Below are 15,295 nucleotides of genomic sequence, written 5' to 3'. Positions count from 1 at the left end.
GCTAACGGGCGGATGGCACTCTTTCCCCATGACTGACTCTGCTGCAGACCTGCGCTCGGTATCTCTGGAGAAGATCGGCGAGCACCGCTTCCGTGCGACCAACGCGCGCGGCGCCTCCGTGGTGATCGGCCACGGCGACGACCCCGACTTCACCCCGGTCGAGCTGCTCCTCGCCGCCCTGGCCGGCTGCAGCGCCCTGGACGTCGACTTCATCACCGGCAAGCGCTCCCCGATGGAGACCTTCGAGGCGCTCGCCGCGGGCACCAAGATCCGCGACGAGCAGGGCAACCGCCTCGTCGATCTGTCGGTCACCTTCGACATCACCTTCCCCGAGGGTGAGGCCGGCGATGCCGCCCGCAAGGTCCTCCCGGACGCGATCAAGAAGTCCGAGACCCGCCTGTGCACCGTCGGCCGCACCGTCGCCGTCGGCACCCCGGTGACCTACGGAGAGGGCGCCCTCTCCTAGCCCGCCTCGGCGCTCAGGGGAGCAGGAGGGCGGAGTCGCCGAACTCGTGCCACAGGTAGCCGTCGGCGACGGCGGCGTCGTAGGCCGCCTGGGTGAGCTCGGGGCCGGCGACGGCCTCGACCAGCAGCAGGTGGCTGGCCTGAGGGTCGTGCCAGCCGGTGATGAGCCCGTTGACGACGTACGGCGGGTTGGCCGGCGTGATGACCCGGTCGGTCCAGCCGCTCGCCGCTCTGACCGCGCCGGTCGCAGGGATGACCGCCGACTCGAGGGCGCGGGTGACGGTGGTGCCGGCCGCGACGACGCGGCCACCGGCGTACCTGGTCTGCTCCACCAGACGGGCCGTGGTCGCGGAGACCTCGAACCACTCCGCGCCGGGGGCTTCGCCGGCCTCCTGGGAGGAGACGCCGGTGTGCAGGGTGATGGGCGCGACCTGGATGCCGCGCGTGACCAGCTCGGTGACCAGCGGGTGGGTGAACGGGCGCGCCGCCGAGGGCATCTCCGCGCTCCCGGGGCGGTGCCCGAAGACCGTCTGGTAGGCGGAGAGCGGGTAGCGCCGGTCGAGATAGCCGTACGCGATCGGGCGTCCGGCCCGCTCGAGCTCGGCGGCCACGTCGCCGGTGACCCGGGCGCGCCACAGCCGGTTGCCCTCGCCGGTGGGGGAGGAGGGACGACCGTCCGGGTACGGCTCGAGGAGGGTCACCCGTAGGCCGGCGGTCACGACCACGTCCCCCTCGGCGGCGTCAAGCACCGACCGGGAGGCGTCAGGTGCAGAACGGAGCTCCACGGCCCAGCCGGTGTCGAGGCGCTGGGCGAGGTGGAGCACGACCCGTCCGCGCCCGATCAGGTCGGCGTCGAGCTGGCGGGCCTCGGTCACCGAGTCGTTGACCACGACCAGGTCGCCGGGGGAGAGGTGATCGGCGAGGTTGCGGAACCGGGCATGTCGTACGCCGCCCGGGGACGCCACCAGAAGGCGCACCCCGTCGCGTTCGATGCCGCGCCACTCCGCGGGCGCGGGAGCAGTGGTCTCGTCGGGAAAGGGGAACGTGGTCGTCGGTCGTTCGGCGAGCATGGTCATCGGGTTGCTCCTACGGATGCGAGTTCGGTGGCGCGGTAGCGCCCGGACGGCTGTTCGCTCGAGAGCAGCGCGAGCAGGTGCGGAACGACCGATTCCGGCAGCGGCCGGTCGGAGATGTCCTCACCGGGGAAGGCGGCCTGATGCATCGCGGTGCGCATGTCGCCGGGATCGACGGCGTACGCGCGGATGCCGTTCTCCTCGCCGAGGGTGAGGATCAGGTGGTCGAGCGCGGCCTTGCTCGCTGCGTACGTTCCCCAGGTCGGGTAGTGCTCGACCGCCGCGTCGCTCGAGATGCCCACGAGGGTGCCGCGCGAGGCGATCAGGTAGGGGAGGAGCCGTTGGGTGAGCGAGAACGGGGCGAGCAGATTCGTCTCGAGCACGCTGGAGAAGAGGCTCTCGGGGACCTCGGCCAGCGGCAGCATCGGACCGAGCTCGCTGGCGTTGTGCACGAGCAGGTCCAGGCGCCCGTGGCGGGCGACCGCCGCCGCGATGGCGTCCTGATGGTCGAGGTCGCGTACGTCGCCGCTCAGCGTCGTCACCCGGGGGCTGTCCGGCAGGGCGGCATGGAGACGGTCGGCGTCGCGGGCGTCGGTGACGACGCTCCAGCCCTTGTCGATGAGGGAGGTCGCGAGGGCGAGTCCCAGCCCCGCGGAGCCGCCGGTGATGACGGCTACTTCGTTGTCTGATCTGTTCATGCCCCCTAGGATTCAACCTAAAGTGAACTTGAGATCAAGGGCTGTGACAGAAAAGAGCGAGATGAACACCCACGACCTGCTCACGATGGGCGAGGTGACCCGGCGCAGCGGCTACGCCGCCTCCGCGGTGCGCTACTACGAGAGCCAGGGCCTGATCCAGGCCGAGCGATCGGCCGGGGGACAGCGTACGTTCGAGCGCAGCGTCCTGCGTCGGCTCGCCTTCATCAGGGCCGCCGCCAACGTCGGGCTCTCCCTGGACGAGATCAAGGCCGAGCTCGACTGCCTGCCGGGCGACCGCACGCCCACGAAGGCCGACTGGGCGCGCATGTCCAGGCACTGGCGCCGCCGTCTCGAGGAGCAGATCCACGCCCTCGAGCGTCTCCGCGACAACCTCGACTCCTGCATCGGCTGCGGCTGCCTCTCTCTCCAGCGCTGCCGCATCTCTAATCCCGACGACGCCGCGGCGGCCCAGAGCGCCGGTGCTGCGTACCTCCCCAAGGTCCTGCGCCGCGACCCACCCCGCCGCCGCGCCTGACCAGCCGAGGCGTCACCCCCGTCGGCCGAGGCGTCGCCTAGGTCGGCTGAGATGTCACGTACGCGCCAACTCGCCCGACGTACGTGACGCCTCGGCAGGGTTGGGTCAGCCGACGGTGATCGTCTCGAACTCGACGGGCGTCTTGGGGGCGCCGGTGCCGTCGGGGCCTGCCTCGGCCACGCCGGCCTCACCGACCTCCTGCAGGGTCTTGATGGCGGCCTCGTCGAGAGTGCCGAAGACGGTGTAGGCGGGCTCGAGCTGGGTGTCGCCGAAGACCATGAAGAACTGGCTGCCACCGGAGTTGGGCTGGCCGGTGTTGGCCATCGCGAGGGTGCCGGCGGGGAATGTGTCGGTGTCCTTGAACTCGTCGGGGATCGTGTAGCCCGGGCCGCCGGTGCCCTGGCCGGTCGGGTCGCCGCACTGCAGCAGCGCGAAGCCGGGGTTGTTGCCGAGGCGGTGGCAGCTGGTGCCGTCGTAGTAGTCCTGCGAGGCCAGCGAGAGGAACGAGTTGACCGTGCAGGGCGCCTTGTCGGCGTCGAGGGTGATCGCGAGCGGGCCGACGGAGGTGTTGATGGTGGCGGCGACCTTGCCGGTGTACTGCGCGGTCTTCTCCGGCTGGTCCACCTCCTTGGAGGCACCCATCGGGTCCTCGACGTAGTCACAGCTCGTCGAGCCGGGCTTCACGATCGACTTCCAGTCACTGGACTCGCTCGACTTCGGGCCCTTGCTCTCCGTGGCCTCGCCGGAACCGGACCCGCCATCGTCGGAACCACATGCGGACAGCGTCAGGAGCAGGGCAGCGGCGGCAACGGCCGGGAGTGCACGAGAAGGCATGCCCAGATGCTAGGGGAGCGGTCCGAACGATCCCGCGACGGACCCCGCGTGGCGATGCCGGAGGCATCTCCTGCCAGCGTTGGGGCCACGCACTATCGCACACCTTGGTTGTCAGCCGCGATACTGCACCAGCCCCACCGCACCCACTCGCCACGACAGGGGAGGGGCTCGGATAGCCTCCAGTCGTGCCTGTGCTCTCCCTGCGTTTCGAGCTCGACGACCTGACCCGGCCCGAGGTGATCCGGCTCCTGGAGGACCATCTCGAGGACATGTACTCGGTGACGCCGGCCGAGTCGGTGCACGCACTCGACCTCGAGGCACTGAAGGTGCCCGAGATCGCGTTCTGGTCGGCCTGGGAGGGCACCGAGCTCGTCGGCTGCGGCGCGCTGAAGTCGCTCGGCGAGGGTGACTACGAGCTCAAGTCGATGCGCACCACGGCCGCCGCCCGTGGCCGCGGCGTCGCGACCGCGATGCTGCGCCACCTGCTGGCCGAGGCCAGGTCACGCGGTGGTCGCCGGGTGCTTCTGGAGACCGGCACCGAAGGGTTCTACGAGCCCGCCCGGCGCCTCTACGCGGGCAACGGCTTCACCGAGCGCCCGCCTTTCGGCAGCTACGTGCTCGATCCCAACTCGGTCTTCTTCGAGCTCTCGCTGTAGTCGTCGACCGGTGGGGCGTCCCGCCGGAACAGCAGGTCGTCGAGAGCGAGCTTGGTGCGGCGTACGACGATCAGGTAGACCGCGATCGCGAGCCAGCCCAGGTCGCGGAGGGTGTCGGCGAGATAGGCGGGGTCGGCCGAGGCGCCGCCGCCCCCGAAGCAGCCGCAGTCGATGTTGAGCCCGCGCGCCCAGGCCGAGGTGATCCCGACGAGGAACGAGCACAGGCCGAGTGCTGTCGCCACCGCCGCCGTCCGGGTGAACAGCCCGAGGATCAGCAGCGCGCCGAGGACGATCTCGGCGATCGGCATGGCGATCGCGTACGCAGGGGCCAGCTGCCACGGCAGCAGCTGGTAGCCGCGCACGGCCTGCTCGGTGATCGCCGGCTCGGGCAGTTTCGCAAGCCCGGCGGCGAGGAACACGAAACCGAGGTAGAGACGGCCGGCGAGACCGATCCAGCCCAACAGATCAGCGCGCGTCCTCATGAGAGCACCACCCAGGAGGTGCGCAGGACGCCGAAGACGACGAACGCCGCCACGACCGCGTAGCCGGCCCACAGCAACGGCGCCGGCGAGACCTCGTCCCTGATCTCACGCCGCACGAACCACACCCCGAGCGCCAGCACGGCCACGGAGACCGCGACCAGCCCGACGACGTACCACACCTCGTTCACATCGCCAGCGTGCCACAGCCGAGGCCCACAACCACCGCCAGGACGCCCGCCTTCAGCGCATCTTCAGGCTCGCGGGCCGACTTCTCAGACTCCGAGGGTCACAGGTCGGTGAAGTCGGCGTAGAGACAGGCGTGGTCGGAGGCGGCGTGCTGCTCCGCGGTCAGCGTCGGGAACAGGTCCCAGGGATCCTTGGTCCGCGGCCCGTGCCACACGCCCTTGCGGAAGACGCCACCACCGGTCTGCTTCGCGCGCAGCGCGGGGGAGAGGAGCAGATAGTCGATCTTGGCGTCCTCGTTGCCGGAACCGTACGTTCCGCGGCGGTGGTTCCAGTCCCAGTGCTCGTGCTCGCTGGCGTCGGCGAGTCCCTCGACGGACAGCAGCGGCTTCAGCGACTCGCTGGCGGGGGAGTCGTTGAGGTCGCCGGCTACGCAGACGTGCTCGATCCCCTCCTCGAGCAGTCCCCGGTAGATCTCCGCGACCCGCTTCGCCTGCCTCCCGCGCCGCTTGGCGCCGAGAGGGTCGCCCTTCTCCGAGTAGCCCTTGGACTTGAAGTGGTTGGCGAGCACCACGATCCGCGCGCCGCTGGGAGCGTCGAGGTGATACTCGCAGCAGTCGCGGGAGAAGATCACGCCCTCCTCGTCGCGGTCGAAGATGTGGGTGCGCAGCTGCACCAGGCGATAGCCGTCGCCGACCATGACGCCGACGTCGATGCCGCGCTCGTCGTTGCCCTCCACGACCATCACCTGCTCGTACGCCTCGGCTCCGACCTCCGGCAGGAGCGTCTGGGAGAACATGTGCAGCCCCGGCCGGTCGTCGGCCTCGACGACGACCGCGACCTCGGCCCGCAGCTCGGCGAAGACGCGCGCGGTGTTCTCGGTGGCGACCTCGTCGACAGCGGTGGTCTTGAGCTCGACGAACCCGACCCAGTCGTTGCGCCCCTGCGCGACCAGCTGCACCGGCCCCGAGCGCGGGCGTTTGAGCAGCTTGCCGCGCATCTTCCGCAGCCGCGCGAACTCGCCCTCGTCGCTCTTCAGAAGCCCCAGCTTCTCGAGGTTGTCCAGGATCTCCTGCTCATCGCCCTGATAGCCGGGCTGAGCGAGAAGAGTGGAGACGCGGGCGTGAGCGGTCAGGACCGCTCGTCGCGTCGTGGCATCAGCCTCTTCGGCATCCATCGCCTTCGGCCGGGCGAAGAGGTTCTCGACGTTGAACGATGCGAGGCGCATCTCTCCAGGCTAGAGGACGCGGCCGGTCACCGGGTCGCGATCGGTGAGGCAGTAGATCTGCCCGTACGGCGCGCGCATCACCGTCCACCACTCGAAGACGCCGACCGTGTCGGCGCCGAGCGCCTCGTGACGGCAGGTCTCCGAGGCACGGTTGGCGACCGCGAGGTCGGGATGCGCTCCGACCTCACCGTCCTCGTCCTCGAGCCGCTGCAGGAGGATCCGGAGCCCGCCGTGCGGATCGGGGTCGGCGAGGCGTACGAACTCGGGGGTCTTGGCCGGTTCCGGAGTGCGTCCGGTGACCGCGGCCCAGAAGGTGACCTCCTGGTCCCAGCGGGAGCGAGGGATGTCGATGCACACCTGGTCCAGCACCCGTTCCGGCTCCGAGCGAGCGAAGCGCGGCTGCGAGCCTTCATCGAGCGTGTGGCAGAAGAGCATGCCGCCGGGGGAGCGCATCACCGGAACCCCGTCGTACGTCCATGCCGGACTCGCTCCGTGCGACACCGACCGCTCCACCGCAGCCTCACGGTCGGCGGCATCGAGATCGACGTGGATCCGTGGCTCGCCGTCGTCGAGGGCCTGCATCTTGAGCCAGGAATCGCCCGTCTGCGGCACCAGCGTGACGAACTGCCCGTCCTCTCCCCTCGGCGGCGAGATCGCCCATCCGGTCGCCGCGGACCAGAATCCGACCGCCTCCTCCCATCGTTCCCGTGGGACGTCGAGGAAGAGGTGGAACCAGGCAGGTGCGCCGGTGGTGCTCATGTCCGCGACCCTACGCGTGCGACAACGCGGATGTGGCCGAAAACGACGTACGCCGGGGTGCACCGCGACTGCGGCACACCCCGGCGTAGCACGGGATCAGCCCTGCTGGGAGATCCCGAACTGGACGTTGCCGGAGGCGTCCATCCCGGCGTCGAGGACCTTGTCGTCGAGCTCGGCGGCAGCGCCCTGGTCGAGGAAGACCCGCGCACCCTCCTGCTCGATGACCTGGTCCTCCGCCTCGGCGGTCGGGACGAGAGCGGCGCTCAATGCGCCGTCCGGTTCTGCGTCGGAGGCGAGCCGGAGGCCGGCGCCCTGGGCCTGCTCGGAGATGGAGCGGACGATGGTGGTGGCGTTCTCGGTCAGCTGAAGCATGTCGAGATCTTCCATGGTTGGGTACGGAGTACCCGCTCCACCATTCCTCACAGATCGGCCTCGTTCAAGCCCGGCATGCCGCGCTCAGGCGTCCCAGCCCTCCGGACGGAGCTTCTTCGGGAGCTTCGAGACGACCGTGGCGTACGACTCGTCGACCGCCTCCAGGATCTCCTCGTCCGGGATCGAGCCGCCCCAGGCGAGGTCGTTCCAGCCCGAGCGGCCGATGTAGCCGGTGACGGTCACATCGTCGGGATAGCGCAGCAGCCACTCGTCGGCGATCTCCCGGGACGGCCCGCACTTCAGCCCGACTTTCACGTCGCCGAGGAAGGCGAAGATCTTGCCGCGCTCACCCGGGCCGACCTTGATCACCGGGTGCTCGTGATCCCACGGGTTGTCCGGCCAGGCGCCTGGCTTGGCGAGGCAGTAGGCCTGCAGCAACGTCACGTCCATGGCGACCATGTTGCCACCGCCTGGGGCTGCGAGGGGCCGCGATTTCAGTCGGGTCAATTGCCGCTTCGCGGGCCTAGAATGGTCGCGAGGACAGTCGTTCTTCCTTTGGCATTGGGCTGAGGAGGTGAATTCAAAATGTCGTCTGAACACATGTCCATTCAGGAACATCCCGACATCGCGGCACTCCGGGACCGGTTCGATCTGACCGGGTCCTCCGCCACTGCTCAGGTGGTCGACGGTGTCACGATGATGGCCGGTCTATATCTGGCCATATCGCCGTGGGTCGTGGGCTTCAACACCACGGCATCACCACTGATGGTCAGCAACCTGATCATCGGCCTCGCTGTCGCTCTGCTGGCGCTCGGGTTCGCGTCGGCATTCGGCCGCACACACGGTCTGGCCTGGACCGTGCCGTTCATGGGTGCATGGGCGATCGTCTCGCCGTGGCTCATGAACGGTGTCGACACCACCGGTGGAATGATCGCCTCCAACGTGATCGTCGGAGCGATCATCATGCTGTGCGGACTCGGCTCGGCCGGGTTCGGCACATTTTTCAATCCGCGTAGGTAACCCCCGCGGAACCGTCACCGACCGGCCGAGCGAGGAGCGCTCGGCCGGCCTTCCGCCCGCCGGATCAGCCGATGTCGGCGCCGTAGACCTTGGTGACCGCGATGGTGATGAGCACCCGGCGGTCCGAGACCATCACCTGGCGGTACTCGTCCCAGTCGGGGTGCTCGCCGGCGCCCCGTCGGTAGTAGTCGACGAGCGCGTCGATCTCTGGGCTGTCGAGCGAGGCGCCGGGCCCGGTCAGTGTGACCGTGCCCTCGGCCGTCGCCCAGGACCGCCCTCCGGGGCCATCGACCTCGATCGCCGCCCGCGGGTCACGGCGGAGGTTCTTGGTCTTCACCAGCCCTTCCCGGGTCGAGATCAGGATCTCGCTGCGCTCGCGGTCGTAGAACTGCCACACGGGTGAGAGCTGTGGCAGGCCGTTGGCCTTGATCGTGGCCAGGATCCCGTGGCGGGTGGTGGCCAGCAGCTCGTGTGCGTCGAACGTCATGGTGAAGCGCCTCCTCGTCGGGCGTCGCCCGTGTGGTCGTTGCCTTCTAGAAGGCGACCGGGCACGACTTCCTTCCCGGTTCCTAATTCAGAGGTGCGCCGCGCGCAGGTCGGCTAGGTTGCCGAGGACCCGCACCGAAGGAGACCCCACATGCGTGCATTGATCGGCCGGATTCTGGTGGCGATGGGGCTGGTATCCCTGCTCCTCGTCACACCCGCCAGCCCCGCGACAGCCGCCGAGGACGACATCCTCGACCGCCTGCTCGAAATCGAGGGCGTCAGCCTGATCCAGGAGAAGCCCGTCGAGGGCTACCGCTACTTCGTCCTTAGCTTCACCCAGCCGGTCGACCACCGCCGGCCCGACGGTGACACCTTCCAGCAGCGGTTCACCGTGCTCCACAAGGACACCGCCCGCCCCACGGTCTTCCAGACCAGCGGCTACAACGTCTCGACCAACCCCGGCCGGAGCGAGCCGACCCGCATCATCGACGGCAACCAGGTCTCGATGGAATACCGGTTCTTCACCCCGTCGCGCCCCGACCCGGCAGACTGGGACGACCTCGACATCTGGCAGGCCGCCAGCGACCAGCACGCCATCTTCAAGGCGCTGAAGCCGATCTACTCCGCCAACTGGCTCGCCACCGGCGGCTCCAAGGGCGGCATGACCGCGACCTACTTCGAGCGGTTCTACCCGCGTGACATGGATGGCATCGTCGCCTACGTCGCGCCGAACGACGTGGTCAACCGCGAGGACTCCGCCTACGACGAGTTCTTCGCCACCGTCGGCACCGAGGACTGCCGCGACCGGCTCAACGGCGTCCAGCGCGAGGCGCTCGTCCGCCGAGAGGCGCTCAAGGCGAAGTACGCCGACCTGGCAGCAGCCGAGGGCTACACCTTCGACACCGTGGGCAGCCTGGACGCTGCGTACGAGATGGTCGTGCTCGACTACGTGTGGGCCTTCTGGCAGTACGCCGGCACCGCCCAGTGCTCGAACATCCCCGCCGACGCGGCGACCGCCAGCGACCAGGCGATCTGGGACTCGATCGACTACTACTCGGGCTTCGGCTTCTACACCGACCAGGGCCTGAGCCCCTACACGCCGTACTACTACCAGGCGGGCACCGAGCTCGGTGCGCCGATGATCGGGTTCCCGCACATCGAGGACGAGCTGATCCGCTACGGCTACCAGCCGCCGCGCAGCTTCGTCCCGCGCGACATCGACATGCGGTTCGACCCGTCCGCGATGCGTGACGTCGACTCCTGGGTGCGCAAGCACGCCAACCAGATGCTCTTCGTCTATGGCGAGGCCGACCCGTGGGGTGCCGAGCGCTTCCGCCCGGGCATCTTTGCCAACGACTCCTACGTCTTCACCGCGCCGGGCATGAACCACGGTGCCAACGTGGCCGGCCTGGTCGCCGACGAGCGAGAGCTCGCCACCGCCCGGATCCTGAAGTGGGCCGGCGTCGCGAGCGCCGCGGTCGAGGCCGACGCGTCGAAGGCGAAGCCGCTGGCCACCTACGACGCGAAGCTCGACAAGCGCGACCTCAAGCGGGAGCCGCTGCTGCGCTGACCTGGGCCAGCGTCTCCGGGATCAGAGCGACAGCACCCGGAGAACCAGCGCTGCGACGGAGACGACGGTGAGAGCCACCGTGGGCACGGAGCCCTTGGCGTCGCCGGCCCGCAGGTGGGTGATGATCGCGCCGATGAAGTAGAGCGCGAGCGCCCCCGCGGCCGCGACACCGAGGGCTCCGACCCAGTTGCCGACGATGAGGCCGATAGCGCCGAGCACGAGCAGAGCGCCCAGAACCGGCACGTACTTGGCGGCGACGCCGAGCCCGCCCAGCTGGTCGACCATGGCCGGCTGCCTGGTCACCTTGATCGTCCCGGATGCCAGGCAGGCGAGCGCGAGCAGGGACGAGACGACGATGTACGCGATGAACACGCGTGTACTCCTTTGGCTGCCCCGCTTGGCGGGGTGATCTCGAGGCCGGTCGATGGACCGACAACCGCAGAGTCTGTGCGGGGCGATGACGCGTTGCAACTATGGCGTTAGCAACTTATCCTGAGTAAGTGACACCCAATGCCGCGCAGGTCGACGAGAAGTCGTGCGCCATCTTCCAGCGCACGCTCGAGCGCGTCGGACAACGCTGGTCCGGCGCGGTGCTCTATGCCGCTGTGGGCGGTGCTCGCCGCTTCGGCGAGTACCGACGTGCGGTCGAGGGGATCTCCGACCGGATGCTCGCCCTGCGCCTCAAGGAGCTCGAGCGTGACGGCTTCCTGGTGCGGGAGGTGATCCCCTCGACCCCGGTGCAGGTCCTCTACCGTCCGACCCCAGCCGGGGCGGAGCTGATCGCCGCCCTCCAGCCGTTGGGGGACTGGGGACACAAGCACCTGGCAGAGCTGCCCGACTGAGGGCTTGCCTTCGAGCGCGCTCGAACCTCTAGCGTCTGAGGTATGGATCTTGGACTCCACTACTTCACCTTCACCCACCCCGAGTGGGAGACCACGCTCGCCGACAAGCTGACCGAGACCGCCCGTATCGCCGACGAGGGCGGTGTCGACCTGCTCACGGTCATGGACCACTGGTTCCAGATGGAGCAGGCCGGCGGCCCGTTCGAGCCGATGCTCGAGGGCTACACCACCCTGGGCTACCTGGCCGGGGTCACCGACAACGTACGTCTCAGTCTGCTCGTCACCGGAGTGACCTACCGTCACCCGGGGCTGCTCGCCAAGATCGTCACCACCCTGGACCGGCTCTCCGGCGGCCGCGCGCTGCTGGGCATCGGTGCGGCGTGGTACGAGCGTGAGCACCAGGGGCTCGGCGTGCCGTACCCGTCGACGGCGGAGCGGTTCGAGCGCCTGGAGGAGACCCTGGAGATCTGCCGCCAGATGTGGTCGGAGAACGACGGTGCCTACGAGGGCAAGCACTACCAGCTCGCCGAGACGATCTCGCTCCCGCAGCCGGTCAACGGCACCGTCCCGGTCCTGATCGGCGGGGGAGGCGAGAAGAAGACGCTGCGCCTGGTCGCCAAGTACGGACAGGGCACCAACCTCTTCGGCGGCCCCGGCCCCGAGGCGGTCGAGTCCGTCCGGCACAAGCTCGAGGTGCTCCGCGGCCACTGCGACGACCTCGGCACCGACTACGACGCGATCGAGAAGACCATCCTCTTCCAAGGCCCCTCGGTCGAGGACCCGGACGCCTTCTTGAAGTCGATGGAGGAGTACGCCGGTCTGGGTGTCACGCTCGTCGGGCTGATGCCGACGCCGTACGTCGACCCGGTGCCGTGGACCACCTCGCTCGTCGACCTGGTGCCGCGGTTGAAGGAGGTCTAGGAGGACGGATCCGGCTGGCGGCGTAGTACACTTGTTCTAACCACGTTGCCGGCCGGACTCGTCGAGTCCGCGGGGCAGCACGAAGGGTGGGCGTCATGACGACGTCACCGACAGTAGAACTCATCACCGCGGTTCGCGTCGATCTTCGGATCCGCCTGGACAACAGTTTCTCGTCCGGTCCGCTCGACGGAGCCTGGTGGCCGCAGTCACGCGACCTTCAGGCCGAGGCTGCCGACCTGATCGACCACTTCCCCCATCGCGTGGGCCGGATCTCGCGGCTGTTGTTCTCCCGGCCCGACTGGGACTCGGTCGCGGGCACGCCGAGCGTCCGCAAGGTCCGCGCCGCGCGCGGGATCGTGAAGATCGGCTCGTTCCCGTCCGACGACACGCACCTCGTGGTGCTGTCGATGGCCACCGGGGACCGGCTGCGTCTGCTGGTGGTGCCCCACGACACCGCCCCCGAGCGCGCCGAGAAGATCATGGAGCAGGCGGCCGACGACCGGAACACCTTCCGCCCAGCGCAGCTGCTGGGCCTCGATGGTCCCGACCAGAGCGAGATCGGCCAGCAGATCTGGGACGACGAGGGCGGTGCCTCCTAGGCGCGGCGCAGCGTTGCGGCGATGACGCTGCGGGTCTCGGCAGGATCGATGACATCGTCGATCTCGAACATCCGTGCGGCGTTGAGCGCGCTGGCCTGCTTGCGGTACTCGTCGGTGAGTGCGGCGACCCGCTCTTCACGCTCGGCCTCGGGCATCTCGGCGAGCTCGGCGGCCATGGAGAGGCGTACCGCGCCCTCCAGGCCCATCGGGCCGAGGTGGGCGTCGGGCCAGGCGACGGTGAGCAGCGGGCGGTGCGTGCTGCCGCCGAGCATCGCCTGCGCGCCGAGCCCGTAGCCACGACGCAAGACCACCCCGACCAGCGGGGTCGACAGCTGTGCGCCGGCGACGACCATCCGGGACGCGTGACGGACCAGGCCGCCGCGTTCGGCCTCGGGGCCGACCATGAACCCGGGGGTGTCGACCAGCGAGACCACCGGGAGGCCCCAGCGCTCGCAGAGCGCGAGGAAGTCGGCGGCCTTGACCGATGCCTCGCTGGTGAGCGCTCCGGCAAGGTGGGTCGACTGGTTGGCGATCACCCCGACCGCGATCCCGTCGATCCGCGCCAGCGCGGTCACGAGCTCGGGGGCGTACGCCTCGCGGAGCCAGGTGACCGAGTCGATGTCGGCGAGGGCTTCGACGACCGGACGTACGTCGAAGGCTTCGCGGTCGTTGTGGGGGAGGAGCGTCCGTAGATCGGTCTGGTCGCCGGCCTCACCGCCATCGGCGCTGGGCTCGAGGTAGGAGAGGATGCTGCGTACGGCCTCGACGGCTGCTGCCTCGTCCTCGACGAGCAGGTCGATGACACCGTTGGCGGTCTGGTCCTTGACCGGCCCGATCTCCTCGGGTGCGAAGCTGCCGAGCCCGCCGCCGGCGATCATCGCCGGCCCGGCCATGCCGAGGTTGGCGTCCGGGGTGGCGATGCGGAGGTCGGCGCTGCCGGCCAGGACCGCGTTGCCGGCGAAGCATCGCCCGGAGACGACGGCGATCCGCGGCACGACGCCTTCGAGCTCTCCCCAGAGCGCGAACGAGCCGACGTCGAGCGCGGAGACCAGCGGGATGTCCGTGTCACCGGGACGGCCGCCGCCGCCCTCGGTGAAGAAGACCGCCGGCAGCCGCATCCGCCCGATGACCTCGATCAGCCGGTCCGACTTGCGATGCCCGCGCATGCCCTGCGTACCGGCCATCACCAGGTAGTCGTAGGACAGCACCGCGCACGGCTTCCCGTCCACGGTCGCGGTCCCGCCGACGATGCCGTCGGCCGGCGTCTCCACGACGAGCTCGGCCAGGTCACGGCGGCGTTCCTGGGCCGCGGTGATGAACCTGCCGTACTCGACGAACGAGCCCGGATCGACCAGATCGGCGATGTTCTCCCGAGCCGTACGCCGCCCCTTGGCGTGCCACCGGGCAACCTTGTCGGATCGCGCCGCGTCCGTCGTCAGGAAGCGGCGGGCGTGGAGCTCGGTCAGTCCCGTGGCAGGCGTGTCGTCGGTCACGGGCACATGGTGCCACGAGCCAGATGTGGTGCTCCTTGAATCCCCGAGGTGGTGGGTGTAAGCATGATTACATGCTTACGTCAGAGTTACGCGGGTGGTTCGCTGGACGACTGCCCGATGGTGTGTACGACGAGATCGTCGATGTAGTGGTCGACCGCGAGGAGATCACCGTCACCGGGCGGATCAAGGAACCGAAGATCGCCGAAGACGCTCCGGAAGAGGAGCGCGCTGCCGCGAACGAGGGGAGGGCCGCGGAGTTCCGGGAGCGGACCCGGGAGGACCGGATGGCGGTCGCCCGCCAGGCCGAACGCAGGTTCGACCGGAAGGTGTCGTGGGCGGTCGAGATCGGGGGAGAGCGACACTTGTTCACCAACGTCTCGGCCCCGGTCATGACCCGCCTGCGCCAACCAGAACGGGCCGTTCTCGACCTGCTCGTGTCCGGGGGAGTCGCGCGTAGCCGCAGCGATGCGCTCGGCTGGTGCGTCAGGCTCGTCCAGCAGCACTCGGGCGAGTGGCTCACCGAGCTTCAGGAGTCGCTGGTCAACGTCGAGCGGGTGCGCGCCAACGGACCCGACGGGTCCGGCTCGACGACCTCTTCGTAGACCGCCGCCGAGCGCCGTCAGACCACCGTGGCGCGGGTCAGTGCCAACCCGATCAGCGCGAAGACCGTGCCCATGAGCGTAAAGGGGATCGCCATCGCGACCAGGCATCCGATGGGTGCGCCCTCGTCGGCGACCATCGAACGACTCGGATCGAGCGGATCGACGACGATCGCGAGCGGGAGCGCTGATCCGTCGACCGCGAAGCGTTGGTTGTCCAGGGCGCCCTCGCCGGCGTACTCCTCGCCGTTGGGGCCTCGGTACTCGTAGTGGGCGATCAGCTTGGTCCGCGAGCCATGCTGCCCACTGCTCACCCTGCGGGTCTCGAACTCGCGGATCGTCGCTGTCGCCGGCGTCCAGGTTCTGAGCCGCTGGCGCTGGATCACGCCCCAGACGACGAACCAGATCCCGAACGCGGCAAAGAGCAGGCCCCCGAAGAAGAACCCCCAACCGATCACCATGGTCGTCATGGAATCACGA

The 15,295-nt window shown here is 69.2% G+C and carries 22 protein-coding genes; 9 read left to right on the top strand and 13 right to left on the bottom strand.

What is annotated here, in order from left to right; translation table 11 throughout:
• Window positions 1-28: 28 nt before the first annotated feature.
• On the top strand, window positions 29-466 hold the full coding sequence (locus ACFX43_RS12325) for an OsmC family protein (RefSeq protein WP_378821145.1): 438 nt from the start codon (window positions 29-31) through the stop codon (window positions 464-466).
• A 13-nt stretch (window positions 467-479) separates the two neighbouring features.
• Here ACFX43_RS12325 and ACFX43_RS12320 read toward each other — a convergent pair whose 3' ends face one another.
• Window positions 480-1,541, bottom strand: a complete 1,062-nt coding sequence (locus ACFX43_RS12320; protein ID WP_378821144.1) for an S-adenosylmethionine:tRNA ribosyltransferase-isomerase — start codon at window positions 1,539-1,541, stop codon at window positions 480-482.
• Entirely contained in the window at window positions 1,538-2,236 is a 699-nt protein-coding gene (locus ACFX43_RS12315; protein WP_378821142.1) for an SDR family NAD(P)-dependent oxidoreductase, read from the bottom strand. Before ACFX43_RS12315 ends, ACFX43_RS12320 begins: the two co-directional genes overlap by 4 nt.
• A gap of 61 nt (window positions 2,237-2,297) precedes the next feature.
• Between ACFX43_RS12315 and soxR the strand changes: the two genes are divergently transcribed.
• Window positions 2,298-2,771: a redox-sensitive transcriptional activator SoxR gene (soxR, locus tag ACFX43_RS12310; protein WP_378821140.1), complete on the top strand. Its 474-nt coding sequence runs from the start codon at window positions 2,298-2,300 to the stop codon at window positions 2,769-2,771.
• A 105-nt stretch (window positions 2,772-2,876) separates the two neighbouring features.
• Here soxR and ACFX43_RS12305 read toward each other — a convergent pair whose 3' ends face one another.
• Window positions 2,877-3,605 carry a peptidylprolyl isomerase gene (locus ACFX43_RS12305; protein WP_378821138.1) on the bottom strand — a complete coding sequence of 243 codons (729 nt, stop codon included), beginning with the start codon at window positions 3,603-3,605 and terminating at the stop codon, window positions 2,877-2,879.
• Between the two features lie 185 nt (window positions 3,606-3,790).
• Here ACFX43_RS12305 and ACFX43_RS12300 point away from each other — a divergent pair, with 185 nt between their 5' ends.
• Entirely contained in the window at window positions 3,791-4,261 is a 471-nt protein-coding gene (locus ACFX43_RS12300) for a GNAT family N-acetyltransferase (protein WP_378821135.1), read from the top strand.
• Here ACFX43_RS12300 and ACFX43_RS12295 read toward each other — a convergent pair.
• From ACFX43_RS12295 to ACFX43_RS12270, 6 genes are all read right to left on the bottom strand, one after another.
• Window positions 4,216-4,743: a MauE/DoxX family redox-associated membrane protein gene (locus ACFX43_RS12295; protein ID WP_160023621.1), complete on the bottom strand. Its 528-nt coding sequence runs from the start codon at window positions 4,741-4,743 to the stop codon at window positions 4,216-4,218. The genes ACFX43_RS12300 and ACFX43_RS12295 overlap by 46 nt on opposite strands.
• Window positions 4,740-4,931: a hypothetical protein gene (locus tag ACFX43_RS12290; protein ID WP_160023619.1), complete on the bottom strand. Its 192-nt coding sequence runs from the start codon at window positions 4,929-4,931 to the stop codon at window positions 4,740-4,742. Before ACFX43_RS12290 ends, ACFX43_RS12295 begins: the two co-directional genes overlap by 4 nt.
• Window positions 4,932-5,029: 98 nt before the next feature.
• Window positions 5,030-6,154: an endonuclease/exonuclease/phosphatase family protein gene (locus tag ACFX43_RS12285; RefSeq protein WP_378821130.1), complete on the bottom strand. Its 1,125-nt coding sequence runs from the start codon at window positions 6,152-6,154 to the stop codon at window positions 5,030-5,032.
• 9 nt (window positions 6,155-6,163) lie between these two features.
• Window positions 6,164-6,913, bottom strand: coding sequence for a VOC family protein (locus ACFX43_RS12280; protein ID WP_378821128.1), 750 nt, complete (start codon window positions 6,911-6,913; stop codon window positions 6,164-6,166).
• Between the two features lie 96 nt (window positions 6,914-7,009).
• Window positions 7,010-7,285 (bottom strand): Fe-S cluster assembly protein HesB, encoded by a 276-nt coding sequence (locus ACFX43_RS12275; protein ID WP_378821125.1) that lies wholly within the window; start codon window positions 7,283-7,285, stop codon window positions 7,010-7,012.
• Window positions 7,286-7,369: 84 nt separating this feature from the next.
• Window positions 7,370-7,735, bottom strand: a complete 366-nt coding sequence (locus tag ACFX43_RS12270; protein ID WP_378821123.1) for an MmcQ/YjbR family DNA-binding protein — start codon at window positions 7,733-7,735, stop codon at window positions 7,370-7,372.
• A 150-nt stretch (window positions 7,736-7,885) separates the two neighbouring features.
• Between ACFX43_RS12270 and ACFX43_RS12265 the strand changes: the two genes are divergently transcribed.
• Window positions 7,886-8,305, top strand: a complete 420-nt coding sequence (locus ACFX43_RS12265) for an SPW repeat protein (protein WP_378821121.1) — start codon at window positions 7,886-7,888, stop codon at window positions 8,303-8,305.
• Window positions 8,306-8,369: 64 nt separating this feature from the next.
• Here the strand turns inward: ACFX43_RS12265 and ACFX43_RS12260 are convergent, their stop codons facing one another.
• Window positions 8,370-8,792: a PPOX class F420-dependent oxidoreductase gene (locus ACFX43_RS12260; protein WP_378821119.1), complete on the bottom strand. Its 423-nt coding sequence runs from the start codon at window positions 8,790-8,792 to the stop codon at window positions 8,370-8,372.
• Between the two features lie 150 nt (window positions 8,793-8,942).
• Here ACFX43_RS12260 and ACFX43_RS12255 point away from each other — a divergent pair, with 150 nt between their 5' ends.
• Window positions 8,943-10,361, top strand: a complete 1,419-nt coding sequence (locus ACFX43_RS12255; RefSeq protein ID WP_378821116.1) for an aminopeptidase — start codon at window positions 8,943-8,945, stop codon at window positions 10,359-10,361.
• 21 nt (window positions 10,362-10,382) lie between these two features.
• Here ACFX43_RS12255 and ACFX43_RS12250 read toward each other — a convergent pair whose 3' ends face one another.
• The gene (locus tag ACFX43_RS12250) at window positions 10,383-10,733 is read right to left on the bottom strand and encodes a DoxX family protein (RefSeq protein WP_378821113.1); all 351 of its coding nucleotides are present in this window, start codon (window positions 10,731-10,733) and stop codon (window positions 10,383-10,385) included.
• A 128-nt stretch (window positions 10,734-10,861) separates the two neighbouring features.
• Between ACFX43_RS12250 and ACFX43_RS12245 the strand changes: the two genes are divergently transcribed.
• From ACFX43_RS12245 to ACFX43_RS12235, 3 genes are all read left to right on the top strand, one after another.
• Window positions 10,862-11,203: a winged helix-turn-helix transcriptional regulator gene (locus ACFX43_RS12245; RefSeq protein WP_378821110.1), complete on the top strand. Its 342-nt coding sequence runs from the start codon at window positions 10,862-10,864 to the stop codon at window positions 11,201-11,203.
• A 42-nt stretch (window positions 11,204-11,245) separates the two neighbouring features.
• Window positions 11,246-12,124: an LLM class F420-dependent oxidoreductase gene (locus ACFX43_RS12240; RefSeq protein ID WP_378821107.1), complete on the top strand. Its 879-nt coding sequence runs from the start codon at window positions 11,246-11,248 to the stop codon at window positions 12,122-12,124.
• A gap of 95 nt (window positions 12,125-12,219) precedes the next feature.
• A complete protein-coding gene (locus tag ACFX43_RS12235; protein WP_378821105.1) occupies window positions 12,220-12,723 on the top strand; it encodes a DUF5994 family protein in 504 nt (167 codons plus the stop codon).
• On the opposite strand, the gene ACFX43_RS12230 is transcribed toward ACFX43_RS12235, so the two are convergent.
• Entirely contained in the window at window positions 12,720-14,216 is a 1,497-nt protein-coding gene (locus ACFX43_RS12230) for an acyl-CoA carboxylase subunit beta (RefSeq protein ID WP_378821103.1), read from the bottom strand. The two genes, ACFX43_RS12235 and ACFX43_RS12230, sit on opposite strands and share 4 nt — an antisense overlap.
• Before the next feature lie 71 nt (window positions 14,217-14,287).
• On the opposite strand from ACFX43_RS12230, the gene ACFX43_RS12225 reads away from it, so the two are divergent.
• Window positions 14,288-14,818 carry a hypothetical protein gene (locus ACFX43_RS12225; protein ID WP_378821101.1) on the top strand — a complete coding sequence of 177 codons (531 nt, stop codon included), beginning with the start codon at window positions 14,288-14,290 and terminating at the stop codon, window positions 14,816-14,818.
• A gap of 17 nt (window positions 14,819-14,835) precedes the next feature.
• On the opposite strand, the gene ACFX43_RS12220 is transcribed toward ACFX43_RS12225, so the two are convergent.
• On the bottom strand, window positions 14,836-15,285 hold the full coding sequence (locus ACFX43_RS12220) for a DUF3592 domain-containing protein (protein ID WP_378821100.1): 450 nt from the start codon (window positions 15,283-15,285) through the stop codon (window positions 14,836-14,838).
• Window positions 15,286-15,295 lie beyond the last annotated feature (10 nt).

Origin of the sequence: Nocardioides sp. YIM B13467 (genome assembly GCF_042788075.1) — a bacterium.
GTDB lineage: Bacteria > Actinomycetota > Actinomycetes > Propionibacteriales > Nocardioidaceae > Nocardioides.
Note: the sequence above shows the minus strand (reverse complement) of the source record. Positions and strands in the feature narration are given on the sequence as shown.